Origin of the sequence: Streptomyces sp. NPDC085937 (assembly GCF_044540535.1) — a bacterium.
Taxonomy (GTDB): domain Bacteria; phylum Actinomycetota; class Actinomycetes; order Streptomycetales; family Streptomycetaceae; genus Streptomyces.
The window spans coordinates 147,694-173,747 of sequence record NZ_JBITSH010000003.1 but is presented as its reverse complement, the minus strand read 5'-3'; the positions used below and the strand labels follow the sequence as shown (position 1 = coordinate 173,747).

General features: G+C 73.1%; 20 protein-coding genes. 11 read left to right on the top strand and 9 right to left on the bottom strand.

Annotated elements, in window-relative coordinates; all coding sequences use genetic code 11:
- The first annotated feature begins 65 nt into the window (after window positions 1–65).
- Window positions 66–578, top strand: coding sequence for a peptide-methionine (S)-S-oxide reductase MsrA (gene msrA, locus ACIF8S_RS07855; protein WP_024888315.1), 513 nt, complete (start codon window positions 66–68; stop codon window positions 576–578).
- Between the two features lie 282 nt (window positions 579–860).
- Here msrA and ACIF8S_RS07850 read toward each other — a convergent pair whose 3' ends face one another.
- Genes ACIF8S_RS07850 through ACIF8S_RS07830 form a run of 5 tightly spaced genes read right to left on the bottom strand, consistent with a single transcriptional unit; the run spans window position 861 to window position 6,329 of the window.
- On the bottom strand, window positions 861–1,751 hold the full coding sequence (locus ACIF8S_RS07850; RefSeq protein ID WP_399997991.1) for a Gfo/Idh/MocA family protein: 891 nt from the start codon (window positions 1,749–1,751) through the stop codon (window positions 861–863).
- The gene (locus ACIF8S_RS07845) at window positions 1,748–2,983 is read right to left on the bottom strand and encodes an ROK family protein (RefSeq protein WP_399997990.1); all 1,236 of its coding nucleotides are present in this window, start codon (window positions 2,981–2,983) and stop codon (window positions 1,748–1,750) included. Before ACIF8S_RS07845 ends, ACIF8S_RS07850 begins: the two co-directional genes overlap by 4 nt.
- A gap of 4 nt (window positions 2,984–2,987) precedes the next feature.
- Window positions 2,988–3,872 (bottom strand): carbohydrate ABC transporter permease, encoded by an 885-nt coding sequence (locus ACIF8S_RS07840; RefSeq protein ID WP_399997989.1) that lies wholly within the window; start codon window positions 3,870–3,872, stop codon window positions 2,988–2,990.
- A complete protein-coding gene (locus tag ACIF8S_RS07835; protein WP_399997988.1) occupies window positions 3,869–4,888 on the bottom strand; it encodes a carbohydrate ABC transporter permease in 1,020 nt (339 codons plus the stop codon). The genes ACIF8S_RS07840 and ACIF8S_RS07835 overlap by 4 nt, the downstream gene beginning before the upstream one ends.
- Before the next feature lie 34 nt (window positions 4,889–4,922).
- On the bottom strand, window positions 4,923–6,329 hold the full coding sequence (locus ACIF8S_RS07830) for an ABC transporter substrate-binding protein (protein ID WP_399997987.1): 1,407 nt from the start codon (window positions 6,327–6,329) through the stop codon (window positions 4,923–4,925).
- A gap of 127 nt (window positions 6,330–6,456) precedes the next feature.
- Between ACIF8S_RS07830 and ACIF8S_RS07825 the strand changes: the two genes are divergently transcribed.
- Genes ACIF8S_RS07825 through ACIF8S_RS07810 form a run of 4 tightly spaced genes read left to right on the top strand, consistent with a single transcriptional unit; the run spans window position 6,457 to window position 11,646 of the window.
- On the top strand, window positions 6,457–7,503 hold the full coding sequence (locus ACIF8S_RS07825; RefSeq protein ID WP_399997985.1) for a zinc-binding alcohol dehydrogenase: 1,047 nt from the start codon (window positions 6,457–6,459) through the stop codon (window positions 7,501–7,503).
- A 20-nt stretch (window positions 7,504–7,523) separates the two neighbouring features.
- Window positions 7,524–8,324, top strand: coding sequence for a sugar phosphate isomerase/epimerase family protein (locus ACIF8S_RS07820; RefSeq protein ID WP_399997984.1), 801 nt, complete (start codon window positions 7,524–7,526; stop codon window positions 8,322–8,324).
- Window positions 8,252–9,694 (top strand): MGH1-like glycoside hydrolase domain-containing protein, encoded by a 1,443-nt coding sequence (locus tag ACIF8S_RS07815; RefSeq protein ID WP_399997983.1) that lies wholly within the window; start codon window positions 8,252–8,254, stop codon window positions 9,692–9,694. Before ACIF8S_RS07820 ends, ACIF8S_RS07815 begins: the two co-directional genes overlap by 73 nt.
- Window positions 9,691–11,646 carry a glycogen debranching N-terminal domain-containing protein gene (locus ACIF8S_RS07810; RefSeq protein WP_399997981.1) on the top strand — a complete coding sequence of 652 codons (1,956 nt, stop codon included), beginning with the start codon at window positions 9,691–9,693 and terminating at the stop codon, window positions 11,644–11,646. The genes ACIF8S_RS07815 and ACIF8S_RS07810 overlap by 4 nt, the downstream gene beginning before the upstream one ends.
- On the opposite strand, the gene ACIF8S_RS07805 is transcribed toward ACIF8S_RS07810, so the two are convergent.
- Entirely contained in the window at window positions 11,622–12,095 is a 474-nt protein-coding gene (locus ACIF8S_RS07805; protein WP_399997980.1) for a carboxymuconolactone decarboxylase family protein, read from the bottom strand. The two genes, ACIF8S_RS07810 and ACIF8S_RS07805, sit on opposite strands and share 25 nt — an antisense overlap.
- Window positions 12,096–12,285: 190 nt before the next feature.
- Here ACIF8S_RS07805 and ACIF8S_RS07800 point away from each other — a divergent pair, with 190 nt between their 5' ends.
- Window positions 12,286–12,513: a hypothetical protein gene (locus ACIF8S_RS07800; RefSeq protein ID WP_349794826.1), complete on the top strand. Its 228-nt coding sequence runs from the start codon at window positions 12,286–12,288 to the stop codon at window positions 12,511–12,513.
- Window positions 12,514–12,537: 24 nt separating this feature from the next.
- Here the strand turns inward: ACIF8S_RS07800 and ACIF8S_RS07795 are convergent, their stop codons facing one another.
- Entirely contained in the window at window positions 12,538–14,739 is a 2,202-nt protein-coding gene (locus ACIF8S_RS07795) for a discoidin domain-containing protein (protein ID WP_399997978.1), read from the bottom strand.
- Between the two features lie 476 nt (window positions 14,740–15,215).
- Here ACIF8S_RS07795 and ACIF8S_RS07790 point away from each other — a divergent pair, with 476 nt between their 5' ends.
- From ACIF8S_RS07790 to ACIF8S_RS07770, 5 genes are all read left to right on the top strand, one after another.
- Entirely contained in the window at window positions 15,216–17,492 is a 2,277-nt protein-coding gene (locus ACIF8S_RS07790; RefSeq protein ID WP_399997977.1) for a catalase, read from the top strand.
- Between the two features lie 461 nt (window positions 17,493–17,953).
- Window positions 17,954–19,150, top strand: a complete 1,197-nt coding sequence (locus tag ACIF8S_RS07785; protein WP_399997975.1) for a spore photoproduct lyase family protein — start codon at window positions 17,954–17,956, stop codon at window positions 19,148–19,150.
- 76 nt (window positions 19,151–19,226) lie between these two features.
- Window positions 19,227–20,081 carry an ABC transporter ATP-binding protein gene (locus ACIF8S_RS07780; protein WP_399997974.1) on the top strand — a complete coding sequence of 285 codons (855 nt, stop codon included), beginning with the start codon at window positions 19,227–19,229 and terminating at the stop codon, window positions 20,079–20,081.
- Window positions 20,078–21,058, top strand: a complete 981-nt coding sequence (locus tag ACIF8S_RS07775; RefSeq protein WP_399997972.1) for an iron-siderophore ABC transporter substrate-binding protein — start codon at window positions 20,078–20,080, stop codon at window positions 21,056–21,058. The genes ACIF8S_RS07780 and ACIF8S_RS07775 overlap by 4 nt, the downstream gene beginning before the upstream one ends.
- 4 nt (window positions 21,059–21,062) lie before the next feature.
- Window positions 21,063–23,126 (top strand): iron ABC transporter permease, encoded by a 2,064-nt coding sequence (locus ACIF8S_RS07770; protein ID WP_399997971.1) that lies wholly within the window; start codon window positions 21,063–21,065, stop codon window positions 23,124–23,126.
- An 86-nt stretch (window positions 23,127–23,212) separates the two neighbouring features.
- Here the strand turns inward: ACIF8S_RS07770 and ACIF8S_RS07765 are convergent, their stop codons facing one another.
- Together ACIF8S_RS07765 and ACIF8S_RS07760 are read right to left on the bottom strand one after the other, a co-directional pair.
- Window positions 23,213–23,665 carry a phospholipase gene (locus tag ACIF8S_RS07765; protein ID WP_399997969.1) on the bottom strand — a complete coding sequence of 151 codons (453 nt, stop codon included), beginning with the start codon at window positions 23,663–23,665 and terminating at the stop codon, window positions 23,213–23,215.
- A 315-nt stretch (window positions 23,666–23,980) separates the two neighbouring features.
- Window positions 23,981–26,023 (bottom strand): beta-galactosidase, encoded by a 2,043-nt coding sequence (locus ACIF8S_RS07760; RefSeq protein ID WP_399997967.1) that lies wholly within the window; start codon window positions 26,021–26,023, stop codon window positions 23,981–23,983.
- Window positions 26,024–26,054: the final 31 nt, after the last annotated feature.

Here is a 26,054-nt window from a genome sequence, read left to right as displayed (position 1 = left end):
TGCAGGTCCCGGCGCGGTTCTCACTGAGGAACGCCGCAGCACACCTGGGAGAAGGGCGACACACGATGACAAGGACCGAGGAGAGGGCGCTGCTCGCGGGCGGCTGCTTCTGGGGCATGCAGGAGCTGATCCGCACGCTGCCGGGCGTGCTCAGCACCCGGGTGGGGTACAGCGGCGGTGACGTGCCCAACGCGACCTACCGCGACCACGGCACCCACGCGGAGTCGATCGAGATCACCTACGACCCCGCCGAGACCGACTACCGGGCGATCCTGGAGTACTTCTTCCAGATCCACGACCCGACCACGAAGAACCGGCAGGGCAACGACATCGGCATGAGCTACCGCTCGGCGATCTTCTACTTCGACGACGAGCAGAAGCGCGTCGCCGAGGACACGATCGCCGACGTCGAGGCGTCCGGACTGTGGCCGGGCAAGGTGGTGACCGAGGTCGTCCCGGCCGGTCCCTTCTGGGAGGCCGAGCCGGAGCACCAGGACTACCTGCAGCGCTACCCGGAGGGCTACACCTGCCACTTCCCGCGCCCCAACTGGCGCCTGCCGAAGCGCGCGGCGTCCTGACCTGACAGGCGTCCGCGGCAGCGGAACACGGGGGGGGGGGGGGGGGGGGGGGGGGGGGGGGGGGGGGGGGGGGGGGCGGCGGGGGGGGGGGGGGGGGGGGGGGGGGGGGGGGGGGGGGGGGGGGGGGGGGGGCGTCGCACCCCCCCCCCCCCCCCCCCCCCCCCCGCGCCCGCCCCCCGGCGGGCGGGGCCCCCCCCCCCCCGGGCCCCCGGCCCGGCCCCCCGGGGGGCCCCCCCCCCCGGGGGCCCCGCCCCCGTTGTCATGCCCGGGCGGCCTTCGCCGTCACGGGCCGGTCACCACGCGCTCGATCAGCTCCTGGAGGTACAGTCCCCGTCCCGCGTCGGGCGCCGACCCCACGCCGGTGCGCACCGCGGTCGCGAACTCCCTGCGCAGCACCGGCCAGCACTCCTCGTGGTCGATCCCCGCGGTGTCGTACACCAGGGGCGCCCCGGCGCCGAAGAGCTCGACACGGGTGATCGCCCGGGGTACGTCCACCGCGCCGGACAACGACGCCTGGCTGACCGCGCCGTCGGCGTGCTCGCAGGTCAGCTCGATCCAGGTGCGGGGGTCGCCCGTGGCGCGGATCGCGGCGATGGGGCCCACCGCCGCGTCCAGGAGGTCCAGCAGATGCGGCCCCAGGTCGAGCAGCGCTCCCTGTTCCAGCCGCCAGCCGGTCGCGAAGTCGCCGCCGAGGAACGCCCCGTGCAGATAGCAGGAGCGGGCGCCGGACACCTTCAGCTCCCGCGCGGCGGCGAGGAACGCCCGGGTCGCGGGGTGGTAGCGCTTGGTCAGGACGAGCTGGGAGACGACCCCCGCCTCGCCCACCGCGTCCGCCACGCGCCGGGCCGCCGCCAGGTCCGGGCCGAGCGGTTTCTCCAGCAGCACCGCCTTGCCCCGCCGGGCGGCCAGGGGCGCCAGCTCCGCCTGGACGGCGGGCGGCACGGCGAAGGCCACGGCCTCGCACCGGTCGAGCAGCTCCTCGAAACCGCCCGCCACGTGCGCGCCGTAGGGGGCCGCCGTCTCGCGTGCCGCCTCGGCGCGGCGGGCCCAGACGGCGGCGAGCCGCGTCTCCGGCCCGGCCGCGAGGATCCGGGCGTGCATGGCGCGGGCCCAGGGGCCGGCGCCGACCAGTCCGACCTCGACGGGCCGGTGGGTCCAGGGGGAGGTGCTCACGGTGTTCCTGACTGCGCGGTGGCGAGGATGCCGGCGAGGCGGGCGTCCGCACGCGCGGGGGAGTAGAGGTGCTCGACGACCGTGCTCGCGGCCCCGATGAGGCCGGCGTGGTCGCCGAGGCGTGAGGTGACGATCTGCAGGTTGGCGGTGGTGCGGGGCATGGCGCGCTGGTAGAGCAGTTCGCGCACACCGGTCATGAACGGCACTCCGGACAGGTCCCCGGCCAGCATCAGCACACCGGGGTTGAGGAGGGTGACGACGGTGACGAGGACCTCGCCGACCCGGCGGCCCGCCTCCCGGGCGAGGCGGATGGCGTCGGGGTCGCCCTCGGCGAGCAGCCGCTTGACGTCCGAGCCGGAGGCGGCCGTGGCGTCGGCCCCGGACAGTTCCCTGGCCAGGGCCCGGCCGCTGGCGACGGCGGCCAGACAGCCGTAGGAGCCGCACATGCACAGCGCGTCGGCCCGGTCGTGCACCCGGATGTGCCCGATGTCGCCGGCGCCGCCGTCGATGCCCCGGTAGACGCTGCCGTCGACCACCACTCCGGCGCCGATGCCGGTGGAGACCTTCACCAGCACGAACGCGCCGCAGTCCCGGTGGTTGGCCTGCTGCTCGGCCACCGCCATCAAGTTGGCGTCGTTGTCGACCAGGACCGGCACCGGCCCGCCCTCCAGACTCCCGCCCACGTGACGGGCGTACGCCTCCTGCAGGCGCTCGCGGATGGGATGGCGGTCCCAGCCGGGCATGATGGGCGGCTCGATCACCTGCCCGATCTCCCAGTCGACCGGGCCGGGCACCGACAGGCCGATCCCGCAGATCCGGGACGCCTCGGTGCCCGCCGCGGCGATCAGTTCGGGGAACCAGCGGGACACGTGGTCCAGGACGTGGTCGGGCCCCTCGGTGATGTCGAGCGGGCCGGTGTGCTCGGCGAGGATCGTGCCCGCCAGGTCCAGGACCGCCGCCCGGGCGTGCCGGGTCTCCAGGTCGACGGCGAGGACCGAGGCGTGCGCCGGGTCGAAGACGATCCGCTCCGAGGGGCGGCCCCCGGTGGAGGCGCCCGTGGTGTGCCGCAGCCAGCCGGCCCGGTTCAGCAGGTCCAGGCGGTGTCCCACGGTGGAGCGGGACAGCCCGGTGGCGCGTTGCAGGGCGGCGCGGGTGTTGGCGCGGCCACCGCGGATCAGGTCCAGCAGTCCGCCCGCGCTGACCGGCTGCGGCGTCGTCACACGTTCCCCCATGGCGTCAGCTCTTGTCGGCGCCGCTGGTCAGGCCTTCGGTGAGCAGCCGTTCGGCGGCGAAGAACAGGAATACCACGGGGATCGTCAGTACCACCGATCCGGCCATCAGAACGGTCTTGGGCACCTCGATGCCGTTGGAGAGCTGCGCCAGGCCGAGCGACACCGTCCACTTGTCGGGATCGGCGGCCAGGAACAGCAGGGCGAAGAGGAACTCGTTCCAGGCGATCATGAAGACGTACAGGCCGGTCGCCATCAGCGAGGGCAGGGCCAGCGGCAGGATCACCTTGCGCACGGTCTGCAGCCTGCTGCACCCGTCCAGGGCCGCCGCCTCCTCGATGGAGTACGGGATGGTGACGAGGTAGTTCTTCAGCATGTAGACCGACACGGGCACGGTCTGGGCGACGTAGACGATGGCGAGGCCCACCAGGCTGGAGGACAGTCCCATCCTGGCGAAGATCACGAACAGCGGGACCGCGAGCAGCGTCGCCGGGAACAGGTAGACGGCCAGGAACAGGGCGCTGACCTGCCGGTGCCCGAAGAACCTCAGCCGGCTCACCGCGTACGCGCCGGGCACCGCGGCGGCCAGGGTCAGCAGCACCGTACCCAGCGACACCAGCGCCGAGTTGAGCAGGAACCGTACGAAGCCCTGCCCGCCGGCGTCGGTGGACCGCATGACGTCCTGGTAGGTGGCGACCGTGAAGTCCTTCGCCGACAGCCACAGGGACCCCGGGTCGAGCAGCAGCGCGTCGATGGGCTTCAGGGACAGCAGGAGCATGTAGTAGAAGGGCAGCAGGGTGATCACCGCGAGGAACGCGATCACCAGCCACTTCAGGACGCCGAGGACGCGGTCCTCGACCCGGGCCCGGGTCAGGGCGGTCTTGCCGGTCACGCTTCCTCCTGGACCTTGTTGCCGAAGAACTTGAAGTAGAAGCCCAGCAGGATCATCAGCGAGGCGGCCAGCACGAGCGCCTGGGCCGCGGCGGCGCCCACGTCGTAGCGGGCGGTGAGGAAGTCGTAGACCCGTACGGCCGCGACGTCGGTGCCCGCGCCGCCGCCGGTCAGCAGGTAGACGTCGTCGAACTTGTTGAAGGTCATGATGAACCGCAGCACGCACAGCAGCGCGATGACCGGCATCAGCTGGGGGAGCAGGATGTGCCGGAACCGCTGGAGCGGGGTCGCCCCGTCGACGGTCGCGGCCTCCTCCAGCACGTCGGGCACGGCCTGCAGCCGGGCGAGGATGAACAGGAACGCGAAGGGGAAGTACCGCCAGCACTCGAACGCGATCACGGTGAGCAGCGCGAGCGGGATGTCGAAGTGCGCCCCGAGGAGGTTCACTTCGTAGGCGCGGGTGGAGAGGAAGGCGATGGGGTCGTCCCAGCCGAACAGGCGGCGGCCCCAGTCGTTGACGATGCCGTACTGCGGGCTGAGCGCGACCTCCCACACGAACGCGACGGCCACCACGGGCGCCACGTACGGCAGCAGCATCGCCGCCCGCAGCAGCCCGCGCCCGCGGAACGGCTTGCGCAGCGCGAGCGCGGCGACAAGACCGAGCAGGACGGAGCCTGCGGTGCTGCCCGCGGTGTAGATCAGGGTGGTTTTCAGGCTCGACCAGAAGCCGGCCGAGGCGAACACGTCGCCGAAGTTGTCCAGCGACCAGTTGCCGAACAGGCCCATGCCCTGGATGTCGACGAGCTTGGCGTCCTGGAACGCCAGCAGCACCGTCCAGGCGATGGGCAGCACGACCACCACCAGGACGACCAGGAAGGTGGGCGTGACGAAGGCCAGGCCCGCGCGGTTGGCGCGGCTGCGCGCCGTCCTCGGGCGGCGGCCCGGCGTGACGGGGCCGCCCGTGGGCCGGGGGGTCGGGATCCGGCGCTTCGGCGCGCCGGTGGGGGCAGTTGTCATGGAAGGACCTTTGTGACGTGCGGGCGGGCGGCTGCTACTGGAGGGACTTCTGCAGGTCGGAGATCTCTTCGTCGGCCTCGCGCGCCGTCTCCTCGGGCGAGGACTGGCCGCTGGTCATCGCGCCCACGGCCTTGGGCACGGGCAGTTCGCCGTTGGTCGCGCCGACCAGGGCGCCGTCGCCCTGGGTGATGCCCCAGCGGCGCAGATTCGTGATGCCCTCCGCCAGCCGGTCGAGCAGGGCCGGCGGGTAGACCTCGTCGAAGGGCTTCCTGGTGTCCACCCCGATCTCGCTGTTGCGCCAGGCGTCGAGATAGCGGTCGGGGTCGGCCGCCGTGCCGCGCCGGACCGGGATCTTGCCCTCGGGGGCCATGCCGAACCACGCCTCGTAGCCGTCGCTGGTCATGTACTGGATGAACTCGCGGGAGGCGGCCGTCTCGGCGGTCTTCGTCGTCACCCACGAGGTGATCTCGCCGAACTGCGCGGGCTCCGCGGCGTCCGGGCCCCGCATGGCGGTCACGATGCCGCTGTGGTCCGCCAGGTAGCCGGGGTCGTCCCGGCACTCGGGGCAGCTGGGCAACGCGTCCTTGCGCAGCCCCGCCAGCTCGTCGAGCAGGAACGAGGACCAGACGATCATCGAGGACCGCCCGGCGAAGTAGGTGGCCCGGGTGGAGTCCACGGTCTGGGTGCCGGGGGCGCCGTACTCGCGGGCCAGCTTGTCGTAGGTGCGGAACGCGGTCTCGCACTGCGGCGAGTCGAGGTCCACGTCGTGCCGGTCGTCGACGAGTTGGCAGTCGTTGGCGAGCGCGATGCTCTCGAAGCTCTGCGAGGTGAAGACGTCGCCCGGGTCGGTGGCCGCCGAGACGCCGTCGTGCCCCTTGGTGGTGAGCGCCTCGGCGGCGGTCAGGGCACGCTCGTAGGTGTCGGGCGCGGGCAGTCCCTTCTCGTCGAACTGGTCCTGACGGTGGACCAGCAACTGCAGCCAGGAGTCCGAGGGGACGCTGAGGCTGGTCGCGCCGTCCGAGGTGAGGTCCAGGGCGTTGGCGTTGAAGGTGTCGCGCCCCTGCCCGTCGATGACCTGCTGGGGGATGTCGGTGTTCAGCAGGCCGTTGCTGTACATCTGCCAGACCTGGCCCATCGGCACGGCGCCGATGACGTCGGGCAGTTCGCCCGCCGCCGCGGCCGACATGATCAGCTGCGGCAGCTGTCCCTCGTCGACGGTGACCAGGTCGACGTCGATCCCCGACTCCTTCTCGAACCCGGCGACGATCTTCCGGGTCGTCGCGGCGCGGTCCGGGAGGTTCTCCAGGGACCAGACCTTGATCTCGCGGTCCGGGGCGCCGGGCCCGGTGCCGCCGGTGGAACAGCCCGCCAGCAGCCCGCTTCCCAAGGCTGCCGCGACGCCGGCCGCGGTCATCCGCGACCGCAGGGTCCTCAAGCGCATTGCACGTCCTCGCTCCGACTTACGTCTACTGAGAGCGCATCACAGCATCACTTTTGCTGGTTGACAAGACATAAGTTCGGGATATCGTCGACGCAACCCACCCACCGCACCCTCCGGAGAGCCATCCGTGGAACGCGTCGTCCAGTTCACCGGCCCCCGTCACGTGGAGATCGCCGAGCAGGAAAGAGCCGCTCTGCCGCCGGGCCACCTGCGGGTCCGCACCCGGTACTCCGGCATCTCGGCCGGCACCGAACTCACCGCGTACCGCGGCACCAACCCGTATCTGACCCGCACCTGGGACCCTGAGGCCCGGCTCTTCCGCGACGGCGCCGCCGGCATCGAGTACCCCGTGGCCGGCTGGGGCTACTCCGAGGTCGGCGAGGTCGTCGAGGTCTCCCCGGAACTGGACGGCACCCCAGGACTGCCCGCCCCCGGCGACCTCGTGTGGGGCATCTGGGGCCACCGCAGCGAGGGCGTCGTCCCCGCCGAACGCCTCATCGGCCACACCCTCCCGGCCGGACTCGACCCGCTGGCCGGCGCCTTCGCCCGGGTCGGTGCGATCGCCCACAACGCCGTCCTGGCCGGCGACATCCACCTCGGCGAGGACGTGGCCGTGTTCGGGCAGGGCGTGATCGGCCTGCTCACCACGCGCCTCGCCCAGCTCAGCGGCGCCCGCGTCACCGCCGTCGACGCCCTCGACGGCCGCCTGGAGACCGCCCGCCGCTACGGCGCCCACACCACGCTCAACGCCCGCACGGACCAGGTCGCCGAACGCGTCCGCGAGGCCACCGGCGGACTCGGCGCCGACCTGGCCATCGAGATCAGCGGCGCCTACCCCGCCCTGCACGAGGCCCTGCGCTCGGTCGCCGTCGGCGGGCGCGTCGTCGCCTCCGGCTTCTACCAGGGCGACGGGATCGGACTGCGCCTCGGCGACGAGTTCCACCACAACCGCGTGCAGCTCGTCTGCTCCCAGATCGGCGGGGTGCCGCCGCAGCTGTCCGGCCGTTGGAGCGTCGACCGCCTGCAGCGGACCTTCCTGCGGCTGGTCGCCGAGTGCCAGGTCGACGTCACCTCGCTGGTCAGCCATGTCGTCCCGGCCGCCGACGCGGCGGACGCCTACGTCCTGCTGGACGAGCGGCCCGCCGAGGCCCTTCAGGTCGTCCTGGAATTCTGAGAGCGCGAAAGGCCCCCCTCATGCTCAAGACCGCCGTACAGGAGCAACTCCTGCCCGGAGACACCCTCCAGGCCAAATGGGAGTTCGCGCAGCAGGCCGGCTACGACGCCATCGAGCTGCGCGGCAAGGGCGACCGGCACTTCGCCTCCCGCCTCGACGAGCTCAAGCAGGCCCGCAAGGACGGCGTCGTCATGCCGACCGTGTGCGTCGACATGCTCCACTTCCTCGGAGCGTTCGACGACGACCTGCGCCGCGACGCCGTCGCCCAGATGAAGTCCCAGCTCACCGTCATCGCCGAGATCGGCGGCACCGGCGCGCAGACCCCGGCGTCGTACGGCATGTTCTCCCGCCGCCTGCCGCCCTTCGAACCCCCGCGCGGTGAGGCCGAGGACCGGGAGGTCCTGCTGGCCGGACTCACCGAACTCGGCGAGCACGCGCGGAAGGAGGGCGTCACCCTCTTCCTCGAACCGCTCAACCGCTACGAGGACCACATGGTCAACCGCCTCGACCAGGCCGCCGACCTGATCCGCGCCACCGGCCTCGACTCGCTCCGGATCGGCATCGACAGCTACCACATGAACATCGAGGAGTCCGACCCCGCCGCCGCGATCCTCGCCCACGCCGACCTCATCGGCCACGCCCAGGTCTCCGACTCCAACCGTTTCCAGCCCGGCGCCGGACACCTCGACTGGCGCGCCTGGCTGGCCGCCCTGCACACCATCGGCTACGACGGCCACCTCGCCCTGGAATGCCGGCTCACCGGCGACCCCGTGGACGCCGTCCGCTCCGTCCCCGCCTTCCTGAAGAGGTCCGGCGCGTGAAGACCCTCCTCGACCGGCTGGCCCCCCACGACCGGCCCGCGCCCACCGCGCCCGCAGACCACCTGACACTGCGGCGCGGTGCGGCGCGGGTCCTCCTCGGCAACTGGACCGGCACCTCCACCGTCCCCTCCCGCACGCTCTACCCCCACCAGTGGAGCTGGGACTCGGCGTTCGTCGCGATCGGGCTGCGCCACCTCTCCGTGCGCCGCGCCCAGCAGGAACTCGAATCCCTGCTCGCCGGGCAGTGGGCCGACGGACGCCTCCCGCACATCGTCTTCAACCCCGAGGTGCCGTACGGCGCCTATTTCCCGAGCCCCGACTTCTGGCAGTCCTCCCGCGCGGGCCGCGCGGCGGGCGCCCCCGCCTCACCCGAGACCTCGGGCATCGTGCAGCCCCCGGTGCACGCGCTGGCGGCCTGGCTGGTGCACCGCGCGGACCCCGCCGAGTCCGCCCGGCGAGGCTTCCTGGAGCGGGTCCTGCCGCGGCTCACCGCCTGGCACGACTACCTCCTGACCCGCCGTGACCTCGGCGGCGGGGGACTGGCCGCGGTCGTCCACCCCTGGGAACCCGGCATGGACAACAGTCCCGCCTGGGACCGCGCCCTGGCCCGCGTCGAACCCGACACCGGCACCTTCCGCCGCGCCGACCTCGACCACGGCGACCCCGCCGACCGCCCCACCGACCTCGACTACGGCCGCTACGTCCGCCTGGTGACCACCTACCGCGCGGCCGGCTACGACGACCGGGCCACGACGCACCGGTTCGCCCTGGAGGACCCCGCCTTCAACGCCCTGCTGATCACCGGCGAACTCGCCCTCGCCCGCATGGCGGGCCACCTCGGCCGGGACGGGGCCCGCCACACGGCACGCGCCGCCGAGCTGACCCGCCGGCTCGTGGACCGCCTGTGGGACGACACCGCCGGCGTCTTCCGCGCCCGTGACCTCACCGACGGCACCCTCGTCGGCCGGCGGGGCGTCGCCGGACTGCTGCCGCTCGTCGTCCCCGGCCTGCCCGAGGACGTCGTGCACGCCCTCACCCGCACCCTGGACGGCCCGCACTTCCGGGCGCCCGGCACCGGGCTCGTCCCCAGCCACGACCTGACCGGAGCGGACTTCGACCCCCACCGGTACTGGCGCGGCCCCGCCTGGTTCAACACCGCGTGGCTCGTCGAACGGGGGCTGCGCACCCACGGCCGGCATGCGCGCGCCCGGACCCTGCGCGAGGCTCTGGTCACGGAGGCCGGACGCACCGGCTTCGCCGAGTACGTGGACCCGCTGACCGGCGAGGGCCGCGGTGCCCGGCAGTTCTCCTGGACGGCCGCCCTCGCTCTCGACCTGCTGCACACCGACGAGAAGGAGCCGACCCGATGACCGAGACCACCGGGACCGTGCAGCTCGTACGCGACGGCACGTTCGCCCGGCTCGGCCCGCACGGCGACATCGACGGCGCGGGCGGCACCGCGCCGGACGGACTGTTCACCCACGACGCCCGCCACCTCAGCCGCTGGCGGCTGCGCGTCGACGGGGAAGCGCCGGTCACGCTGAGGCCCGCCCGCGAGGAGACCGGCTCCACGGCAGGCTGCGTGCTGACCCCCCGCACCACCCGCGAGGCACCCGCCGCCTACACGGTGTTCCGAGGCCAGACGGTGACGGCCGGAACGCTCACCGAGGACCTGCGCCTGGTCAACAACCTTCCCGAGCGGGTGACCGCCGAGCTGGAGCTCACCGTCGACGCCGACTTCGCCGACCTCTTCGAACTCCGCGCCGACCGGCGGACGTACGCCAGGCCGGGGGCGGAGCACACCGCCGAACCCACGCCCGACGGCGTGCGGTTCGGCTACCGCAGGGACGAGTGGCACGCGCGGACCGACGTGGAGTGCCGGCCCGCACCCGACGCCGTGCGGGAGACACCGGACGGCGGCACAGCCCGCACCCTGCGCTGGCGGCTCGCCCTGGCGCCGCACGGCCAGGCCGTACTGCGGCTGACCGCGCGCGCCCGCCCGCACACGCCGGCCCCGCCCGTCCCCCGCACGGCACCGGACACCGGCCGGGCCCCGGCGCCCGGTACCGACGACCTGGACCGGGCGTTCGAGCAGGGCATGGCCGACCTCGACCTGCTGACGATCCACGCCACCGGCGTGGACGGCGAGGACCTGGCCGTCCCCGCGGCCGGCGTTCCCTGGTTCCTCACCCTCTTCGGCCGCGACGCCCTCCTCACCTCGTACTTCCTGCTGCCGTACCGGCCGGAGGCGGCCGCCGCCACCCTCGGCGCGCTCGCCGCCACCCAGGGGCGGCGCCACGACACGTTCAGCGGCGAGCAGCCCGGCCGCATCGTGCACGAGATCCGGCACGGCGAACTCGCCCACTTCCGGCAGGTCCCCTACGGCCGCTACTACGGCACCGTCGACGCCACCCCGCTGTTCCTGGTGCTGCTGCACGCCCACCACGAGACCACCGGCGACCGCGTGACCGCCGTGCGCCTGGAGGAGCACGCCCGCCGGGCCGTCGACTGGATGCTCACCGACGGCGGACTCCAGAAGCACGGCTACCTGGTCTACATGCCGGACCCGGGCGGCCTGGCCAACCAGAACTGGAAGGACTCCCCGGGCTCCATCTGCTCCGCCGACGGCGCCCCCGCCGAGGGCCCCGTCGCCGTGTCGGAGGTCCAGGGCTACGCCTACGACGCCCTGCTGCGCACCGCCCGCCTGGCACGGGAGGTCTGGGACGACGAGCCCTACGCCCGGCGGCTCGACGACCTCGCGGCCGGACTGCGCGACCGCTTCCTGCGGGACTTCTGGATGCCCGGCCCCGAGTTCCCCGCCCTCGCCCTGGACGGCGCCGGCCGGCAGGCCGACGCGCTCGGCTCCGACGCCGGGCACCTGCTGTGGTCCGGCATCCTCGACGACGAGCGGGCCCGGACCGTCGGACGAAGGCTGCTGCGGCCGGACTTCTTCTCCGGCTGGGCCGTACGGACCCTCGCGAGCGGACAGCCGCCCTACCACCCGCTGTCCTACCACCGGGGCAGCGCCTGGCCCCACGACAACGCCCTGATCGCGCTGGGCCTCGCGCGGTACGGCCTCGGTGACGAGGTGCGCACCCTCGCCGGCGGACTCGCCGAGGCCGCGGCCCGCTGCGGCTACCGGCTGCCCGAGGTGCTCGCCGGGTACGACCGCGCGGACCACCCGTCCCCGGTGCCGTACCCGCACTCCTGCTCGCCGCAGGCCTGGGCCGCCGCGACCCCGGCGGCCCTGCGCACCGCCCTCGGGCAGGTGCAGCGCGCGGGCCGCCCGGGGCGGGGTCAGCCGAACTGGCCGGGCTGGTAGTCGCCGGCGGGCTGCTGGTTGATGACGTTGATGCGGTTGTAGGCGTTGATGATCGCGATCAGGGAGATCAGCGCGGCGAGCTGCTCCTCGGCGTAGTGCTTGGCGGCGCGCGCCCACACCTCGTCGCTCACCCCGCCGGCGGCGTCCGCGATCCGCGTGCCCTCCTCGGCCAGTTCGAGCGCGGCGCGCTCGGCGTCGGTGAAGACCGTGGCCTCGCGCCAGGCGGCGACCAGGTTGAGGCGCTGCTGGGTCTCGCCCGCGGCGGTGGCGTCCTTGGTGTGCATGTCGGTGCAGAAGCCGCAGCCGTTGATCTGGCTGGCGCGGATCTTCACCAGCTCCTGGGTCGCGTGCGGCAGACCGGAGTCCGTCACCGCCTTCCCCGCCGAGTTGATGTGCCGCAGCACCTTGCCGGCGAGGGGGTTGGCGAAGAAGTCGATGCGCGCGTTCATGTGCTCTCCTCGGGTCCGTCGTTGCTTCCGCCGTTGCGGTGTCGTAGCACTGACGGACCGGCCGCGGGGAGTGTGACAGCCTGGCAGATGTGACCTACGTCTCATCCTGTCGTGACCGTGTGCGGCACCCCGTCCAGCGGGCACGAAGCGGCCGATAACCTTGCCGCGTGGACGGGGAGCGGAGCGCCGGGTGAGTGAGCGTCGGGAACGCGACTGGACGGACATGACGCCGGGGGACTTCGACCGTGAGGCCCCGCTGTGCCTCCACGTGCGCACCGGCCCGGCCGTCGTCCCCGCCGAGCCGGACGAGTACGGGACCGAGCCGCTGTTCGGTGACGAGATCCCCGAACGCCGCCCGGTCCCGCGCCGCACCCCGCGCCGCACCGCCCCCGACGGGCAGCAGGGGCGGTTGTTCTGAGTCCGGCCCGGGGCGGCGCCCCTGTCAGGGGAACTGGACGACCTTGGACGGGACGGTGTCGGTCCCGGAGGTGGGGCCGCCGGTGTCGTTGACGACGTGGCGGTACTGTCCCTTGCCGCCGAGTGAGATCACCTGCAGGTGCCGCATCCTGATGCCGGGCTTCACCGGCACCTGGAAACCGTGGTGCTGCACGATGGAGTCGTCGGCCGTGTAGTTGCAGTAACTGCCGAGCGCCCACGCCTCGTGCCGCTCCACCGAGTCGGCGACCTTGTAGGCCGCGTAGCCGACGATGCCGTCATGGGTGATGGCGGCCTCGTTCGGGGCGTCGTACGCCTTCTCGTTCTGGAAGAAGATCGTGCGGCCACGCTCGCCGCTCCAGACGACGTCGTACTTGTTGAAGTGCTCGACGAACAGGCCCGTGGCGAGCACGTCGTCGCCGTTCACCCGCAGCCCGTGGTCGGCGCGGTTGGTCTCCCAGCCGACGCCTTCGCCGTGGTCGGCGCGCCAGATCCAGGTGTGGTCGATCAGGACGTCGTCACTGTTGACCACCACGGAGTCGGTGGCCAGGCCGGGGCCCGCCCCGCCGATGCGGATGAACACGTCCTGCATGGTGGTCGGGTCGGCGGAGTGGTCGGCGGACGAGCCGGGCGGGCCGATCCGCAGCAGGGTGTCCGACCTGACGGGACCGGCGTCGATCAGGAATCCTGCGAGCCGCACCCCGTCGACGTCCGCCACGTGCAGGGCGTCGACGCCGTTCTGCGGGACGAGCGTCGCGAGGCCCAGCCCGAGCACCACCGTGCCGGGGCGGTCGACCCGGATCGTCTCGTCGATCGGGTAGACCCCGGGCGTGAACAGCAGGTTGAGGCCCTGGCCGAGCGCCGCGTTGATCGTCGCGGCCGTCGCGCCCGGCTTGACCACGTAGAACCGGTCGAGCGGCAGCGAGCTGCCGCCGGTGTTGGCCGGCCAGGAGACCCCGCGCGCGTTCGTGCGCTTGGCGGGCACGAACACCTTGTACGCGTCGCCGTCCAGGTACAGGAACGGCTTCTCGCGGGAGACCGGCGTGGTGTCCAGCGTCGTGTACGGGCCGCTCGGGAAGTCGGTGGCCGGAGCGCCCTCGACCCCCGTGAACGTCATGTTCCAGACGCCGTTGGTCCAGCCCCCGACGGAGCTGTCCCGGGTGTACCACTGCTGCTGGGAGTACGGTCCGACGGTGCCGTCGATCCGCGAGTCGGCGATGTAGCCGCCGGAGGCCCAGCCGTAGCCGTTGGGAGCGAGATTGAGGCCGCCCTTGACGTGGATCCGGCGGAACGGCGCGGCCTGCGCCACGGCCCACCGGTCGGTGCCGTTGACCGGGGTGAGGGCGAGGTTCTCCGCCGAACGCCAGAAGTTCTGCGTGGCGTTGCCGTCGAACCAGCCGGCGTCGACGGTGATGTCCCCGTTGATCTGCACGTCGTCGGGGTTGAGGCCGAGGCCCGAGACCGAGGTGTAGAAGCCGAGTTGCGCGTTCAGGCCGTTGTACGTGCCGGGCTTCAGCAGGAACTGGTAGCGCCCGGTGCCGAACTGGCTCTCCTCCTGCCGTGCGAAGACCTCGTCGAACTTCTGCTGGAGGCCGGGCGTGGAGGGGTCGACCACGATGACGTTCGGCCCCAGGTCGCCGCCGCCCTGGACCGGCCCCGTGACGTCCGTCGTGGTGTGCACCGCGACCTCCCACAGGGAGTAGCCGTAGCCGGTGCCGCGGGCCGTGCCGAGGACGCGGACGTACCGGCCCTCGCCGCTCACCTCGTACGACGCCCGGCCGCCGGTCGCGCCGGTCACCGACCTGAGCGTGGTCCAGTTCCGTCCGTCGGGGGAGGCCTCGATCCGGAAGTCCTTGCCGTAGGCGGCCTCCCAGTGGAGGTCCACCCCGCACAGCTCGCGCACCGAGCCGAGGTCGACCCGGAGCCACTGCGGGTCGGACCACTGGCTCGACCAGCGGGTGCCGGGGTCGCCGTCGAAGGCGGCGGAGGCGGGGGTGCCCGCGTGTTCCGTGGAGGACGCCGTCGCGGGTCCGCCCCGGGCGGCGTCCGCCGTGCCGCAGTCGGCGGCCGCACGGGCCTGGGGGAGTGGCGCGCCTGCCGCGGCGGCCGGGGACTGCGCGGAGGGCAGGGTGACGAGCGCGGCCAGGGCGAGAAGCGCCGTGCCCAGCGCTCCGCGTCTGAGGAGGCCGGAGTGCTCCGTGTGTCTCATGCGTCAGCTTTCTGGCGTGGGGACGGGTGGGGGTGCGGGGCTCGTTGCCGAAAGGGTGTGCGAGCAGGCGAACTGGGCGGCCCCGTCGCTTAGTTCAGGAGTTGATTTAAGTGGTGAGGCTTGTTGCGGGCAAGCCCTCGGACACGAATTGCCGCACAGGAGGCACAGGGGGCCGGGCCGGGCGTGACGGCGGGACGGCACATGGATGTGCCTTGAATCCGATGTGAGGGGTACGCGGCGGTGGCGGTCGGATCATCGGGAGGCGCAGTGCGCGGAGGCCCGGACGCCGTGGCCCGGAGCGGGGAGACCCGGGGTCACTCCGTCGGAGGGCGTCTCCTGCGCCGGGCAGCCGGTCATGAGACGTTGGCGGGGCCGGACGCCCCTTGTGCGTCGTATGTCCCCGGGATCACCCGCAGTCGGCAGTTGAAGTGCGGCCACGCCGTCGTGGCCGGTCCGAAGCGGAGGAGAGTTCATACATGAGCGAGGCCAACCCCGTGCGTCGGGTAGCCAAGAAGGTGTCCGAGACCCTGCAGGGCGGCGGTTCGGCCCCGGCCGACGGCATCCCCGGCCGGCCCGCCCCCGAGCCGCCGTCCGTGGCGGAGCCGACGGAGCCGCGTGAGCCGCTGCCGCCCAAGCCGGACCAGAGTGCCCCGGCCACCGTCTCGCCCACCGGCCAGCCCACCGGGGCCGACCAGGCGCGCATGGCCCAGTCCGGCGCGCACCTGACGAACGCCCAGGGCACCCGGCTGTACGACACCGACCACTCGCTCAAGGCGGGTCCGCGCGGCCCGGTCCTGCTCCAGGACCACCACCTGCGCGAGAAGATCATGCACTTCGACCACGAGCGCATCCCGGAGCGCGTGGTCCACGCCCGCGGCGCCGGCGCGCACGGCGTCTTCCAGAGCTACGGCACTGCGTCAGCCGTGACCAAGGCCGGGTTCCTCGCCCCGGACGTCGAGACGCCGGTCTTCGTGCGTTTCTCCACGGTCGTCGGCTCGCGCGGCTCCGCGGACACCGTGCGCGACACCCGCGGCTTCGCGACGAAGTTCTACACCAGTGAGGGCGTCTTCGACCTGGTCGGCAACAACATCCCGGTCTTCTTCATCCAGGACGCCATCAAGTTCCCCGACGTCGTGCACGCCGCCAAGCCGCACCCCGACCGGGAGATCCCGCAGGCCCAGAGCGCCCACGACACCTTCTGGGACTTCGTCTCGCTGCACACCGAGGCCACCCACCACACCCTCTTCTTCATGGGCGACCGCGGCATCCCGCGCTCGTACCGGATGATGGAGGGCTTCGGAGTCCACACCTTCCGCCTGGTCAACGCCGAGGGCGGGACCACGCTGGTGAAGTTCCACTGGAAGCCCAAGCTGGGCGTGCACTCCCTGGTGTGGGACGAGGCGCAGCTCATCAACGGCAACGACCCCGACTTCCACCGCCGGGACCTCGCCGACGCCATCGAGGCGGGCGCCTACCCGCAGTGGGAACTGGGCATCCAGACCTTCCCCGACACCCCCGACCAGACCTTCGAGGGCATCGACCTGCTGGACCCGACGAACATCGTGCCGGAGGAGCTCGCCCCGGTGCAGCCGATCGGACTGATGACGCTCAACCGCAACCCGTCCAACTTCTTCGCCGAGACCGAGCAGGTCGCCTTCCACGTCGGCCACCTCGTGCCCGGCATCGACGTCACCGACGACCCGCTGCTCGCGGGCCGGCTGTTCTCCTACCTCGACACCCAGATCACCCGCCTCGGCGGCCCCAACTTCCCGCAGCTGCCCATCAACCGGCCGCACGCGCCCGTCAACGACATGCTCCGTGACGGCATGCACCAGACGGCCGTGCACCGGGGCGTGGCGCCCTACAAGCCCAACTCCCTCGACGGCGGCTGCCCGTTCACCGCGGGCGCGGACATGAGCGCCTACGTCGAGACGCCGGTGACCGTCCCCGAGGGGCGGAAGGTGCGCGAGGCGCCGGAGTCGTTCGCCGACCACTTCAGCCAGCCCCGAAGGTTCTGGCTCAGCATGAGCCAGGTGGAGCGCGAGCACATCATCGGCGCGTACACCTTCGAGCTGGGCAAGTGCTACGAGGAGGCGATCCGCGAGCGGACCCTCCAGGTCCTCGCCAACATCGACCCCGAGCTGTGCTCCCGGGTCGCCGAGGGGCTCGGCATGACCGCGCCGGAGCCGACGGTGCCGCTCGCCGACGTCGAGCCGAGCCCGGCGCTGTCGCAGATCGGCGGGACCTGGCCGGTGGACGGCCGCGTCGTCGGCATCCTCGCCGGTCCGGACGGCGACCTGGACGGGGTGCACGCGGTGCGTGACGCCGTCCTGGAGGCGGGCATGGTCCCGCTGGTCGTCGCGCCCACGGGCGGCACGCTCGGTACGGGTGCGCAGGCGCTGACGGCGCAGCGCAGCCACGTCACGGCGCGGTCGATCGAGTTCGACGCCGTACTGCTCGCCGGGCCGCCGGCCGCGGGGCCGGACGCGCCCGGGGCGACGGACGGCAAGGGGGCTCCCGGCGCCGCGCCGGCCGCGCCCGACCCGCGGGTCACCCAGCTCCTCCAGGAGGCGTTCCGGCACGGCAAGGCGATCGGGGCGTGGGCGGGCGGCGAGGCGACGCTCGCGTCGGCGGGGGTGCCGGTCGACGCGCCGGGTGTCGTCGTCGCCGACTCCGGTCCGGCGGTCCTCGCGCAGGTGCGGGAGCTGCTGGGGTCCCACCGGGTGTGGGAACGCTTCACCGCCGGCGCGTAGTTTTTCCGCCAACGGCGACTGCCCCCCGGCGGGACGTCGCACGGGCCAGTGCGGGCCCGGTGGGGGTCGTTCGCGCAGTTCCCCGCGCCCCTTAGGGTGTGGCGGTCGCCGGGGTTCGGTGGCGCCCCCGAAGGGGCGCGGGGAACTGCGCGCTCAGCCGGATCGGACCCGCACCTGCTCACGCACCGTGAGTGTCATCCCCCAGGGGCGCGGGGAACTGCGCGCTCAGCCCCCACCGGGCCCGCAACGGCACTCAAGGGGCGCGGGGAACTGCGCGCTCAGCTGGATCGGACCCGCACCTGCTCACGCACCGTGAGTGTCATCCCCCAGGGGCGCGGGGAACTGCGCGACCAGCCCTCACCGGCCCGCACCCGCCGGTGCGAAAGGGGCCAAGGCGGACACAGCCGTACAGTGGAACTCACGGCTGTGTCCGCCAGCCCCCACCCGGAAGCCGACCGCCCATGCGCCACCACCCCACCCCCTCACCCTCCCCCCACGGCTCGCAAGAGCCCCTCTTCGGCATCGACGACTTGCCCCAGGCGCCCTCGACGGACCCCGCCCCCTCGCCGACGGCATCCCCCTTCCGGGACTCCCCGCAGGCCCGCCGCCTCCTGGCGGTCAAGGAGATCCACGCCGAACCGGCCGCGGCCGCCTCCCCCCGAGGCCGCCAGATCCTCGCCCGCTTCCCCGAGGCGCGCCTCGTCGAGGTGGCCTCCCACTGGCGCATCCCCGAGCTGCACGGCAACGAGGGCAGCGCCGACCGCTGGATGCGCATCAAGCGCGAAACCCTCGTCCTGGGGGTGAGGAAAAAGCTCACCACCCGCCCCAACGGCCGCTCCGCCGACTGGATCGCCCCCGGCCCCTCCAACGGCTGCGCCCTGTCCTGCGTGTACTGCTACGTGCCCCGCCGCAAGGGCTTCGCCAACCCCATCACCCTGTTCACCAACATCGACGCGATCGTCGCCCACCTCGGCCGTCACGTCGCCGCGCAGGGCCCGAAGACGGAGCCGAACCAGTGCGACCCCGAGGCGTGGGTGTACGACATCGGGGAGAACGGCGACTGCTCGGTCGACGCTCTGATCTGCGACAACACCGCCGATCTGATCCGTGCCTTCCGTGACTGGCCCACCGCGAAGGCGTCGTTCGCGACCAAGTTCGTCAACCCCGACCTGCTGGAGCTCGACCCGCGCGGCCGTACCCGCGTCCGGTTCTCGGTGACGCCCGCCGACGACTCCCGCCTGCTGGACCTGCGCACCAGCCCGGTGGACCGGCGGATCGCCGCCGCCGCGGACTTCCTCGACGCGGGCTACGAGGTGCACTTCAACCTCTCGCCCGTCGTCGTCCGCCCCGGCTGGCAGGACGCCTGGGACGAACTGCTGCGGCACATGGACGACGTCCTGCCGGAGCGGGTCAAACGGCAGGCGCTGGCCGAGGTCATCATGCTCACCCACAACGCGGACCTGCACGAGGTGAACCTCCGCTGGCACCCGCGTGGTGAGGACGTGCTGTGGCAGCCGGCCGCGCAGGAGACCAAGCGGTCCCAGAACGGCGCCCTCAACCTCCGCTACCACGCGGGCGTCAAACGCCAGGCGCTCGCGGAGCTGCGCGACATCATCGCCCGCCGCACACCGTGGCTGGGTGTCCGGTACGCGTTCTGAGGCCGTGACAGCCTCCGCGAACTTTTCCCTGGTCACCCCGTGACAAGCGGTACTAAGGTTAGGCTAACCTGGCCTCGTGATTCCTGGTGAGAAGGTGCTTCCGGGCCGGCACGGGCATGAACTGTCGGCCACCGGCGTGACCGTGGCGTACGACGGCACGGACGTCGTGCACGACGCGGAGCTGACCCTGCGGCCCGGCGAGGTGACCGTCCTCGTCGGCCCCAACGGCAGCGGCAAGTCGACCCTGCTGCGCACCGTCGCCCGCCTGCAGCGGCCCCGGCGGGCCACCCTCACGATCGACGACGGCACCGACGCGCTGGCCCTCGGCCCCCGGGAGTTCGCCCGGCGCGTCGCCCTGCTGCTGCAGGGCCGGCCCACCCCGAGCGGCCTGAGCGTCCGCGACGTCGTGGAGTTCGGCCGCTACCCGCACCGGGGCCGCTGGGGCGGCACCGACCCGGGCGGCCGGGCCGCCGTCGACCGCGCCCTCGCCCTCACCGGCGTCACCGAACTCGCCGACCGCGGCGCCGAACACCTCTCCGGCGGACAGCTCCAGCGCGTCTGGCTGGCCGGCTGCCTCGCCCAGGAGACCGGCGTGCTGCTCCTCGACGAGCCCACCACCTACCTCGACCTGCGCTACCAGGTCGAACTCCTCGACCTTGTGCGCGAACTGGCGGACGACCAGGGCATCGCCGTCGGCGTCGTGCTGCACGACCTCGACCAGGCGGCCGCCGTCGCCGACCGCGTCGTGCTCCTGGCGGACGGACGTGTCGTCGCCGAGGGAGCGCCCGAGGACGTCCTCACCCCCGAGCGGCTGACCGCCGTCTACGGCATCCGCATCGAGGTCGACACCGACCCCCTCACCGGCCGGCTGCGCACCCGCGCCATCGGCCGTCACCACACCCGAAGCGAAAGGCTCAGCACCACCTCATGAGACGCCTCCTGCGCACCGCGCCCCTGGCCGCCGCCGCGGCCCTGCTGCTCGCCGCCTGCGGCACCACCGAGCCGGCGGCCGACGAGAAGCCCAAGGCGTCGGCCGAGCCCATCACCCTCACCGACGCGTCCGGCGCGAAGGTGGAACTCGACGGCCCCGCCAAGAAGGTCGTCGGCACCGAGTGGAACGTCGTCGAGCACCTCCTCTCGCTCGGCGTCGAGCCCGTCGGCGTGGCCGACGTCAAGGGCTACAAGACGTGGGACAGCGCCGTGCCGCTGGCCAACGACGCCAAGGACATCGGCACCCGCGGCGAGCCCAGCGTGGACACCATCGCCGCGCTGAACCCGGACCTCATCGTCGCCACCACCGACCTCCAGCCGAACGCCGTCAAGCAGCTGCGGAAGATCGCCCCGGTCCTCGAGGTGAAGTCCGCCGACGCCTCCGACCCCGTCGGGCAGATGCTGGAGAACCTCGACCTCATCGCGAAGGCCACGGGCACCACCGAGCAGGCGGCCACCCTGAAGAAGGACTTCGACGCGAAGCTCGCCGAGGGCGCCGAGGCCCTCGACGCCGCCGGCCTGAAGGGCGCCCAGGTGGCCTTCGCCGACGGCTACGTCGCCTCCAACCAGGTCTCCCTGCGGCCCTACACCTCCGGCTCCCTCATCGGCGGCGTCAACGAGCGGCTCGGTCTGAAGAACGCCTGGAAGGTCGAGGGTGACCCGGCCTACGGCCTGGGCACCACCGACGTCGAGGGCCTGACGGGCCTGGGCGAGGCGCAGTTCGTCTACATCGGCAACAAGCAGGACGCGAGCAGCGACCCGTTCGGCAAGGAGCTCGCGAAGAACTCCGTGTGGACGTCGCTGCCGTTCGTGAAGTCCGGTGACGTGCACCGCCTGGACGACGGCATCTGGATGTTCGGCGGCACCGGCTCCATGGAGCGTTACGTCGACTCCCTCGTCACGGCCCTGACGAAGTAGCGCGATGGCCGTCACCGCCACCCCTCCCACCGTCCGCCCGGAGACGGCCCCGTCCCGGGCGGGCGCGGCCGCGGTGACGACCGCGCTCGTGCTCCTGGTCGCCGCCCTCGCCGTCGTCGACATCACCCAGGGCACGGCCGCGGTCGGCCCGGCCGAGGTCCTCAAGGCCCTCACCGGGCGGGCCGACCCGGCCGACGCGTCCGTCGTCATCGCCTCGCGACTGCCCCGGGCCGCCGCCGGACTGCTCGTGGGCGCGGCTCTCGGCATCGCGGGCCTCGCGCTGCAGGCCGTCAGCCGCAACGTCCTGGCCTCCCCGGACACCCTCGCGGTCAACGCCGGTTCCTACTTCGCGCTCGGCGTCGCCGCCGTCACCGGCCTGTCGCTGCCGCTGCTCGCCTCCTCCGGCATCGCCTTCGCGGGCGGTCTCGCCGCGGCGGCCGTCGTCCTCGGTCTGTCGGGGCTCGGCGCCGGCACCGTACGGCTGGTGCTGGCCGGTACCGCGCTCGCGCTCGGACTCACCGCCGTGACCGAAGGGCTGCTCCTGCTGTTCCCGCGGCAGACCGAGGGCCTCTACCAGTGGAACCAGGGCAACATCGGCCAGAACGGCTTCGACGGCGTGCTGCAGATGCTGCCCGTCGTCGTGGCCGGACTCGCCGGACTGCTCCTCGTCGCCCGCCGGGTCGACGCCCTCGCGCTCGGCGACGACACCGCGCGCGGACTGGGCGTACCCGTACGGGCCACCCGCGTCACGGCCGTCGTGCTGGCCACGCTGCTGTCCGCCGCGGCCGTCACCCTCGCCGGCCCGATCGGCTTCGTCGGCCTGTGCGCCCCGGCGCTCGCCCGGCCCCTCGCCCGCCGGTCCCGAGGCCTGCGGCGGCTGCGCGCGGGCGCGCCCGTCGCCGGTCTCGTCGGCGCCGCTCTGGTGCTCGGCGCGGACGTGCTGCTGCGCGCACTGGTCGACGCGGACACGGCCGTGGCGGTGCCCACCGGCGTGGTCACCAGCTTCGTGGGCGCCACGTTCCTGGTGGTGATGGCTGCCCGGCTGCGCGACACCGGGGGCGCCGCCCCCGACAAGCTGCGCATCCGCAGCCGTACGGTCTTCCTGGCCACGCTCGCGGTGCTGGTGCTCGCCCTGGCCGGCGTCACCGTCGCGGGCCTGCTGCTCGGTGACAGCAAGCTGTTGCTGGGCGACGTGGTCAACTGGGCGCAGGGCAGGGCGGGCAGGACCGTCTCGTTCGTGCTGGACACCCGTACGCCCCGGGTGTTCGCCGCGCTCCTCGCGGGCGCCGCGCTCGCGCTGGCCGGCACCCTGGTCCAGGCCGTCACCCGCAACCCGCTGGCGGAACCGTCCGTCCTCGGTGTCTCCGGCGGCGGTGCGCTCGGCGCCGTGATCCTGGTGACCACCGTCCCGACGGCCGGGGGGTGGGGCGTCGCCGGGGCGGCCTTCGCCGGGTCCGCGCTCACCGCGGTCGTGGTGTTCGGGCTGGCCGCGCGCGGCGGGTTCCAGCAGAACCGGCTGGTCCTCGTCGGCATCGGCGTGGCGTCGGGGACGACCGCCGTGATCAGCCTGCTGATCGTGCTCACCGACCCGTTCAACGCCACCAAGGCGCTCACCTGGCTGTCGGGCTCCACGTACGGCCGGACCCTGCCGGACGTGGTGCCGCTCGCGCTGGTCCTCGCCGCGGGTGTCGCGGTGGCCGCCGTCCGGCACCGGGAGCTCGACCTGGTCTCCCTGGACGAGGACACCCCCCGGCTGCTCGGCCTCGACCTGTCGCGGGGCCGGCTGGGCTTCCTCGTGCTGAGCGTGCTGCTCACCGCGACCGCCGTGGCCGCCGCGGGCACCATCGGCTTCGTCGGCCTGGTGGCACCGCACGCCGCCCGGGCCCTGGTCGGCCGGCGGCACACCCGGGTGCTCCCGGTCGCCGTGCTGCTCGGCGCCGTACTGGTGTGCACGGCGGACCTGTTGGGCCGTACGGTCATCGCCCCGGCGCAGCTGGGTGCCGGTCTGATGACGGCGGTGATCGGCACGCCGTACTTCCTCCATGTGCTGGTGCGCAGCCGCCGGTAGGCGGTGCGGGCCGTCACCGGGGGCCTCGTGGCGGGGAGTTGTCTCTCCCGGCCGCGGGGCCCGCGGTGTTCTTCGGCCGCTGACGGTCAGCCGAAGGCCTTGACGGCCTGGTAGTAGGTCCACGCGGTGCTGTCGCAGGCGGTCCTGGTGGCGCCGCCGTAGCCGTTGCAGACGCGCTTGAGGTCCTCGTAGAAGGCGCTGTCGAGCCGGGACTTGTTGGCGGAGAAGGCGCCGGCGGCCTTGTAGTTGCGGTAGCCGAAGTCGTGGCGGGCGCAGGCGGTCGAGAAGGGGAATCCGAAGGGGTTGTCGGGGGAGGAGGAGCAGTAGTCGGTGGACCAGTCGAACTGGTAGGCCGACCAGGCCGACCGGTTGGCCCGGGCGGCGACCCACTGGTTGTGGCTGGACGCGCTGGTCTGGGTCCAGCCGGACAGCACCTGCGGCTTGTCGGCGGGTGCCGCGTCGGCGGCGGTGGCGGTGCCGAGGACACCGACGAGGGCGAGGGCCGGGGTGGCGAGTGCGGCGGCGATTCTTCGGTGCATCCCACACCTCCATGAGACTGCGGCCCGACCACCGGGCCGCAGGTTCATGACAAGGCATGCCCGTGGGGGAGGTCGGTTTACACCGCAACTACCGCACGTTCCTGGCGGAGGGATCGCCCCGGCCGGGAAAAACCACCTGACCCCGGGCCGTCGACGAGGACAGTCCGGAGTACGTGCTGGACACCCCTCCCGAGTGGGCGCGCGCGGTCACCATCGGCGACCCGCACCGATGAGCGGCCCGGCGAGTCACTCACCGGGCCGCTCGACACGCCGGGGCGGATCGGCCCGCCGCGTCCGTGAGCTCGGCCGCGCCCGTCAGGAAGCGGGCTGCCGCAGTACGGCGACGGCGCGCGGGCCGAGGGTGAGGGTGCCGTCGGCGTCGGCGGAGCCGAGCAGCACCTCGCCGTCGAGGCCCGGCACCGGGACGGTGCCGTCGGTACGGTTCACCAGGAACACGAAGCGGCCCCCGGGACCCCGGCGGACCACCGGCTCCACGGATCCCCGCGCAACGGCGGGCAGTTCGCTCCCCACCCCGGCCGGCTCCAGCAGCCGCGGCAGCAGCGCGGCGAGCCCGTCCACGCCGAGCCGGGTGGAGACGTAGGCGGCGGAGCCGCTGCCGGCCGGGCGCCGGGTGACGGCGGGCCGGCCGGCCTGCTCCCCGGTGCGGTAGCGGACCAGGACCTCCGTCTCGTCGGCGGTCACCGTGATGCGGTCGGTCCACAGGGTGCCGGTCGTGGCGTCGTCCAGCTCCACACCGTCCCCGGCGAGCAGCGGCGCGAACTCCTCGACCCGGATGCCCAGCAGGTCCCGCAGGGCGCCCGGGTAGCCGCCGAGCCACACGTGGTCGTGCTCGTCGACGACGCCCGAGAAGTAGGTGGTGATCAGATGGCCGCCCTGCTCGGCGTACCGGGTGAGGGTCTTGGCCAGGTCGGCGGGCACCATGTGCAGCACCGGCGCGATCAGCACCTGGTGACGGTGCAGGTCGGACCGGGTGGTGACGAGGTCGGCGCGGATACCGAGGCGCAGCAGCGCCGAGTACCAGTCGAGGGCCTCCTGCCGGTAGTCGAGCAGCGAGGTGGGGTGGGAGTCCTGCTCGCTGGCCCACCACGAGTCCCAGTCGTACACGATGCCGACCTTCGCGGGCTCGCGCTCGCTGCCGGCCACCGGGGCCAGCGCCTTCAGCGTGGCGCCGAGTTCGGTCACCGAGCGGAACAGCTCGCTGTCCGCCCCGGCGTGCGGCACCATCGCCGAGTGGTACTTCTCGGCGCCCGCCGCCGACTGACGCCACTGGAAGAAGCAGACCGCGTCCGCGCCGTGCGCCACGTGCAGCAGGGAGTCGCGCGCCAGCTCGCCGGGGCGCTTGGCCACGTTCACCGGCTGCCAGTTGACGGCGCTGGTGGAGTGCTCCATCAGGAACCACGGCCGGCCGCCGGCGATGCCGCTGGTGAGGTTGGCGGAGAAGGACAGCTCGTCGCGGTCCTGCGGGCCGGGGTGTACGTAGTGGTCGTTGGAGACGAAGTCGATCTCCTCCGCCCAGTCCGCGTAGTCCATGCCCTTGGTGTTGCCCATCACCATGAAGTTGGTGGTGACGGGCACGTCCGGGGTGATCTCGCGCAGGACGTCCCGCTCGGCACGCAGGTGGTCCTTCAGCGCGTCCGACGAGAACCGCTTGAAGTCCAGCTGCTGCGTCGGGTTGGGGTGCGAGGCGGCCAGCCGCGGCGGCAGGATCTGCTCCCAGGCGGAGTACCGCTGCGACCAGAACGCGGTGCCCCACGCGTCGTTGAGCGCGTCCAGAGTGCGGTACCGCTCGCGCAGCCACTGACGGAACGCACGGGCCGCGTCGTCGGAGTGGTCGTAGACGTTGTGACAGCCCAGCTCGTTGCTGACGTGCCAGGCGACGAGCGCCGGGTGGTCCCGGTAGCGCTCGGCGATCTTCCGCACCAGGTCCAGGGCGTACCGGCGGAAGACCGGCGAGGTGGGACGCCAGTGCTGGCGGGCGCCCGGCCACAGGGTCTCGCCGGTGGCGGTGACCGGGAGGACCTCCGGGTGGGCCGTGGTCAGCCACGGCGGCGGGGAAGCGGTGGCGGTGGCCAGGTCGACGCCGACCCCGCCCTGGTGCAGCAGGTCGAGCACCTCGTCCAGCCAGCCGAAGTCCCAGGTGTCCGCCGTCGGCTGGATGCGGGCCCAGGAGAAGATGCCGACGGACACGAGGTTCACGCCGGCCTCCCGCATCAGCCGGACGTCCTCCTCCCACACGGACCGGGGCCACTGCTCGGGGTTGTAGTCGGCGCCGAAGAGGAGACGGGGGGCGGGGTCACCGTCCGTCCCGCCGGTACGGGACAGGAGGGTGGAGATCATGGCGGTCCTTCCGGGTGGGCGCATCGGGCGG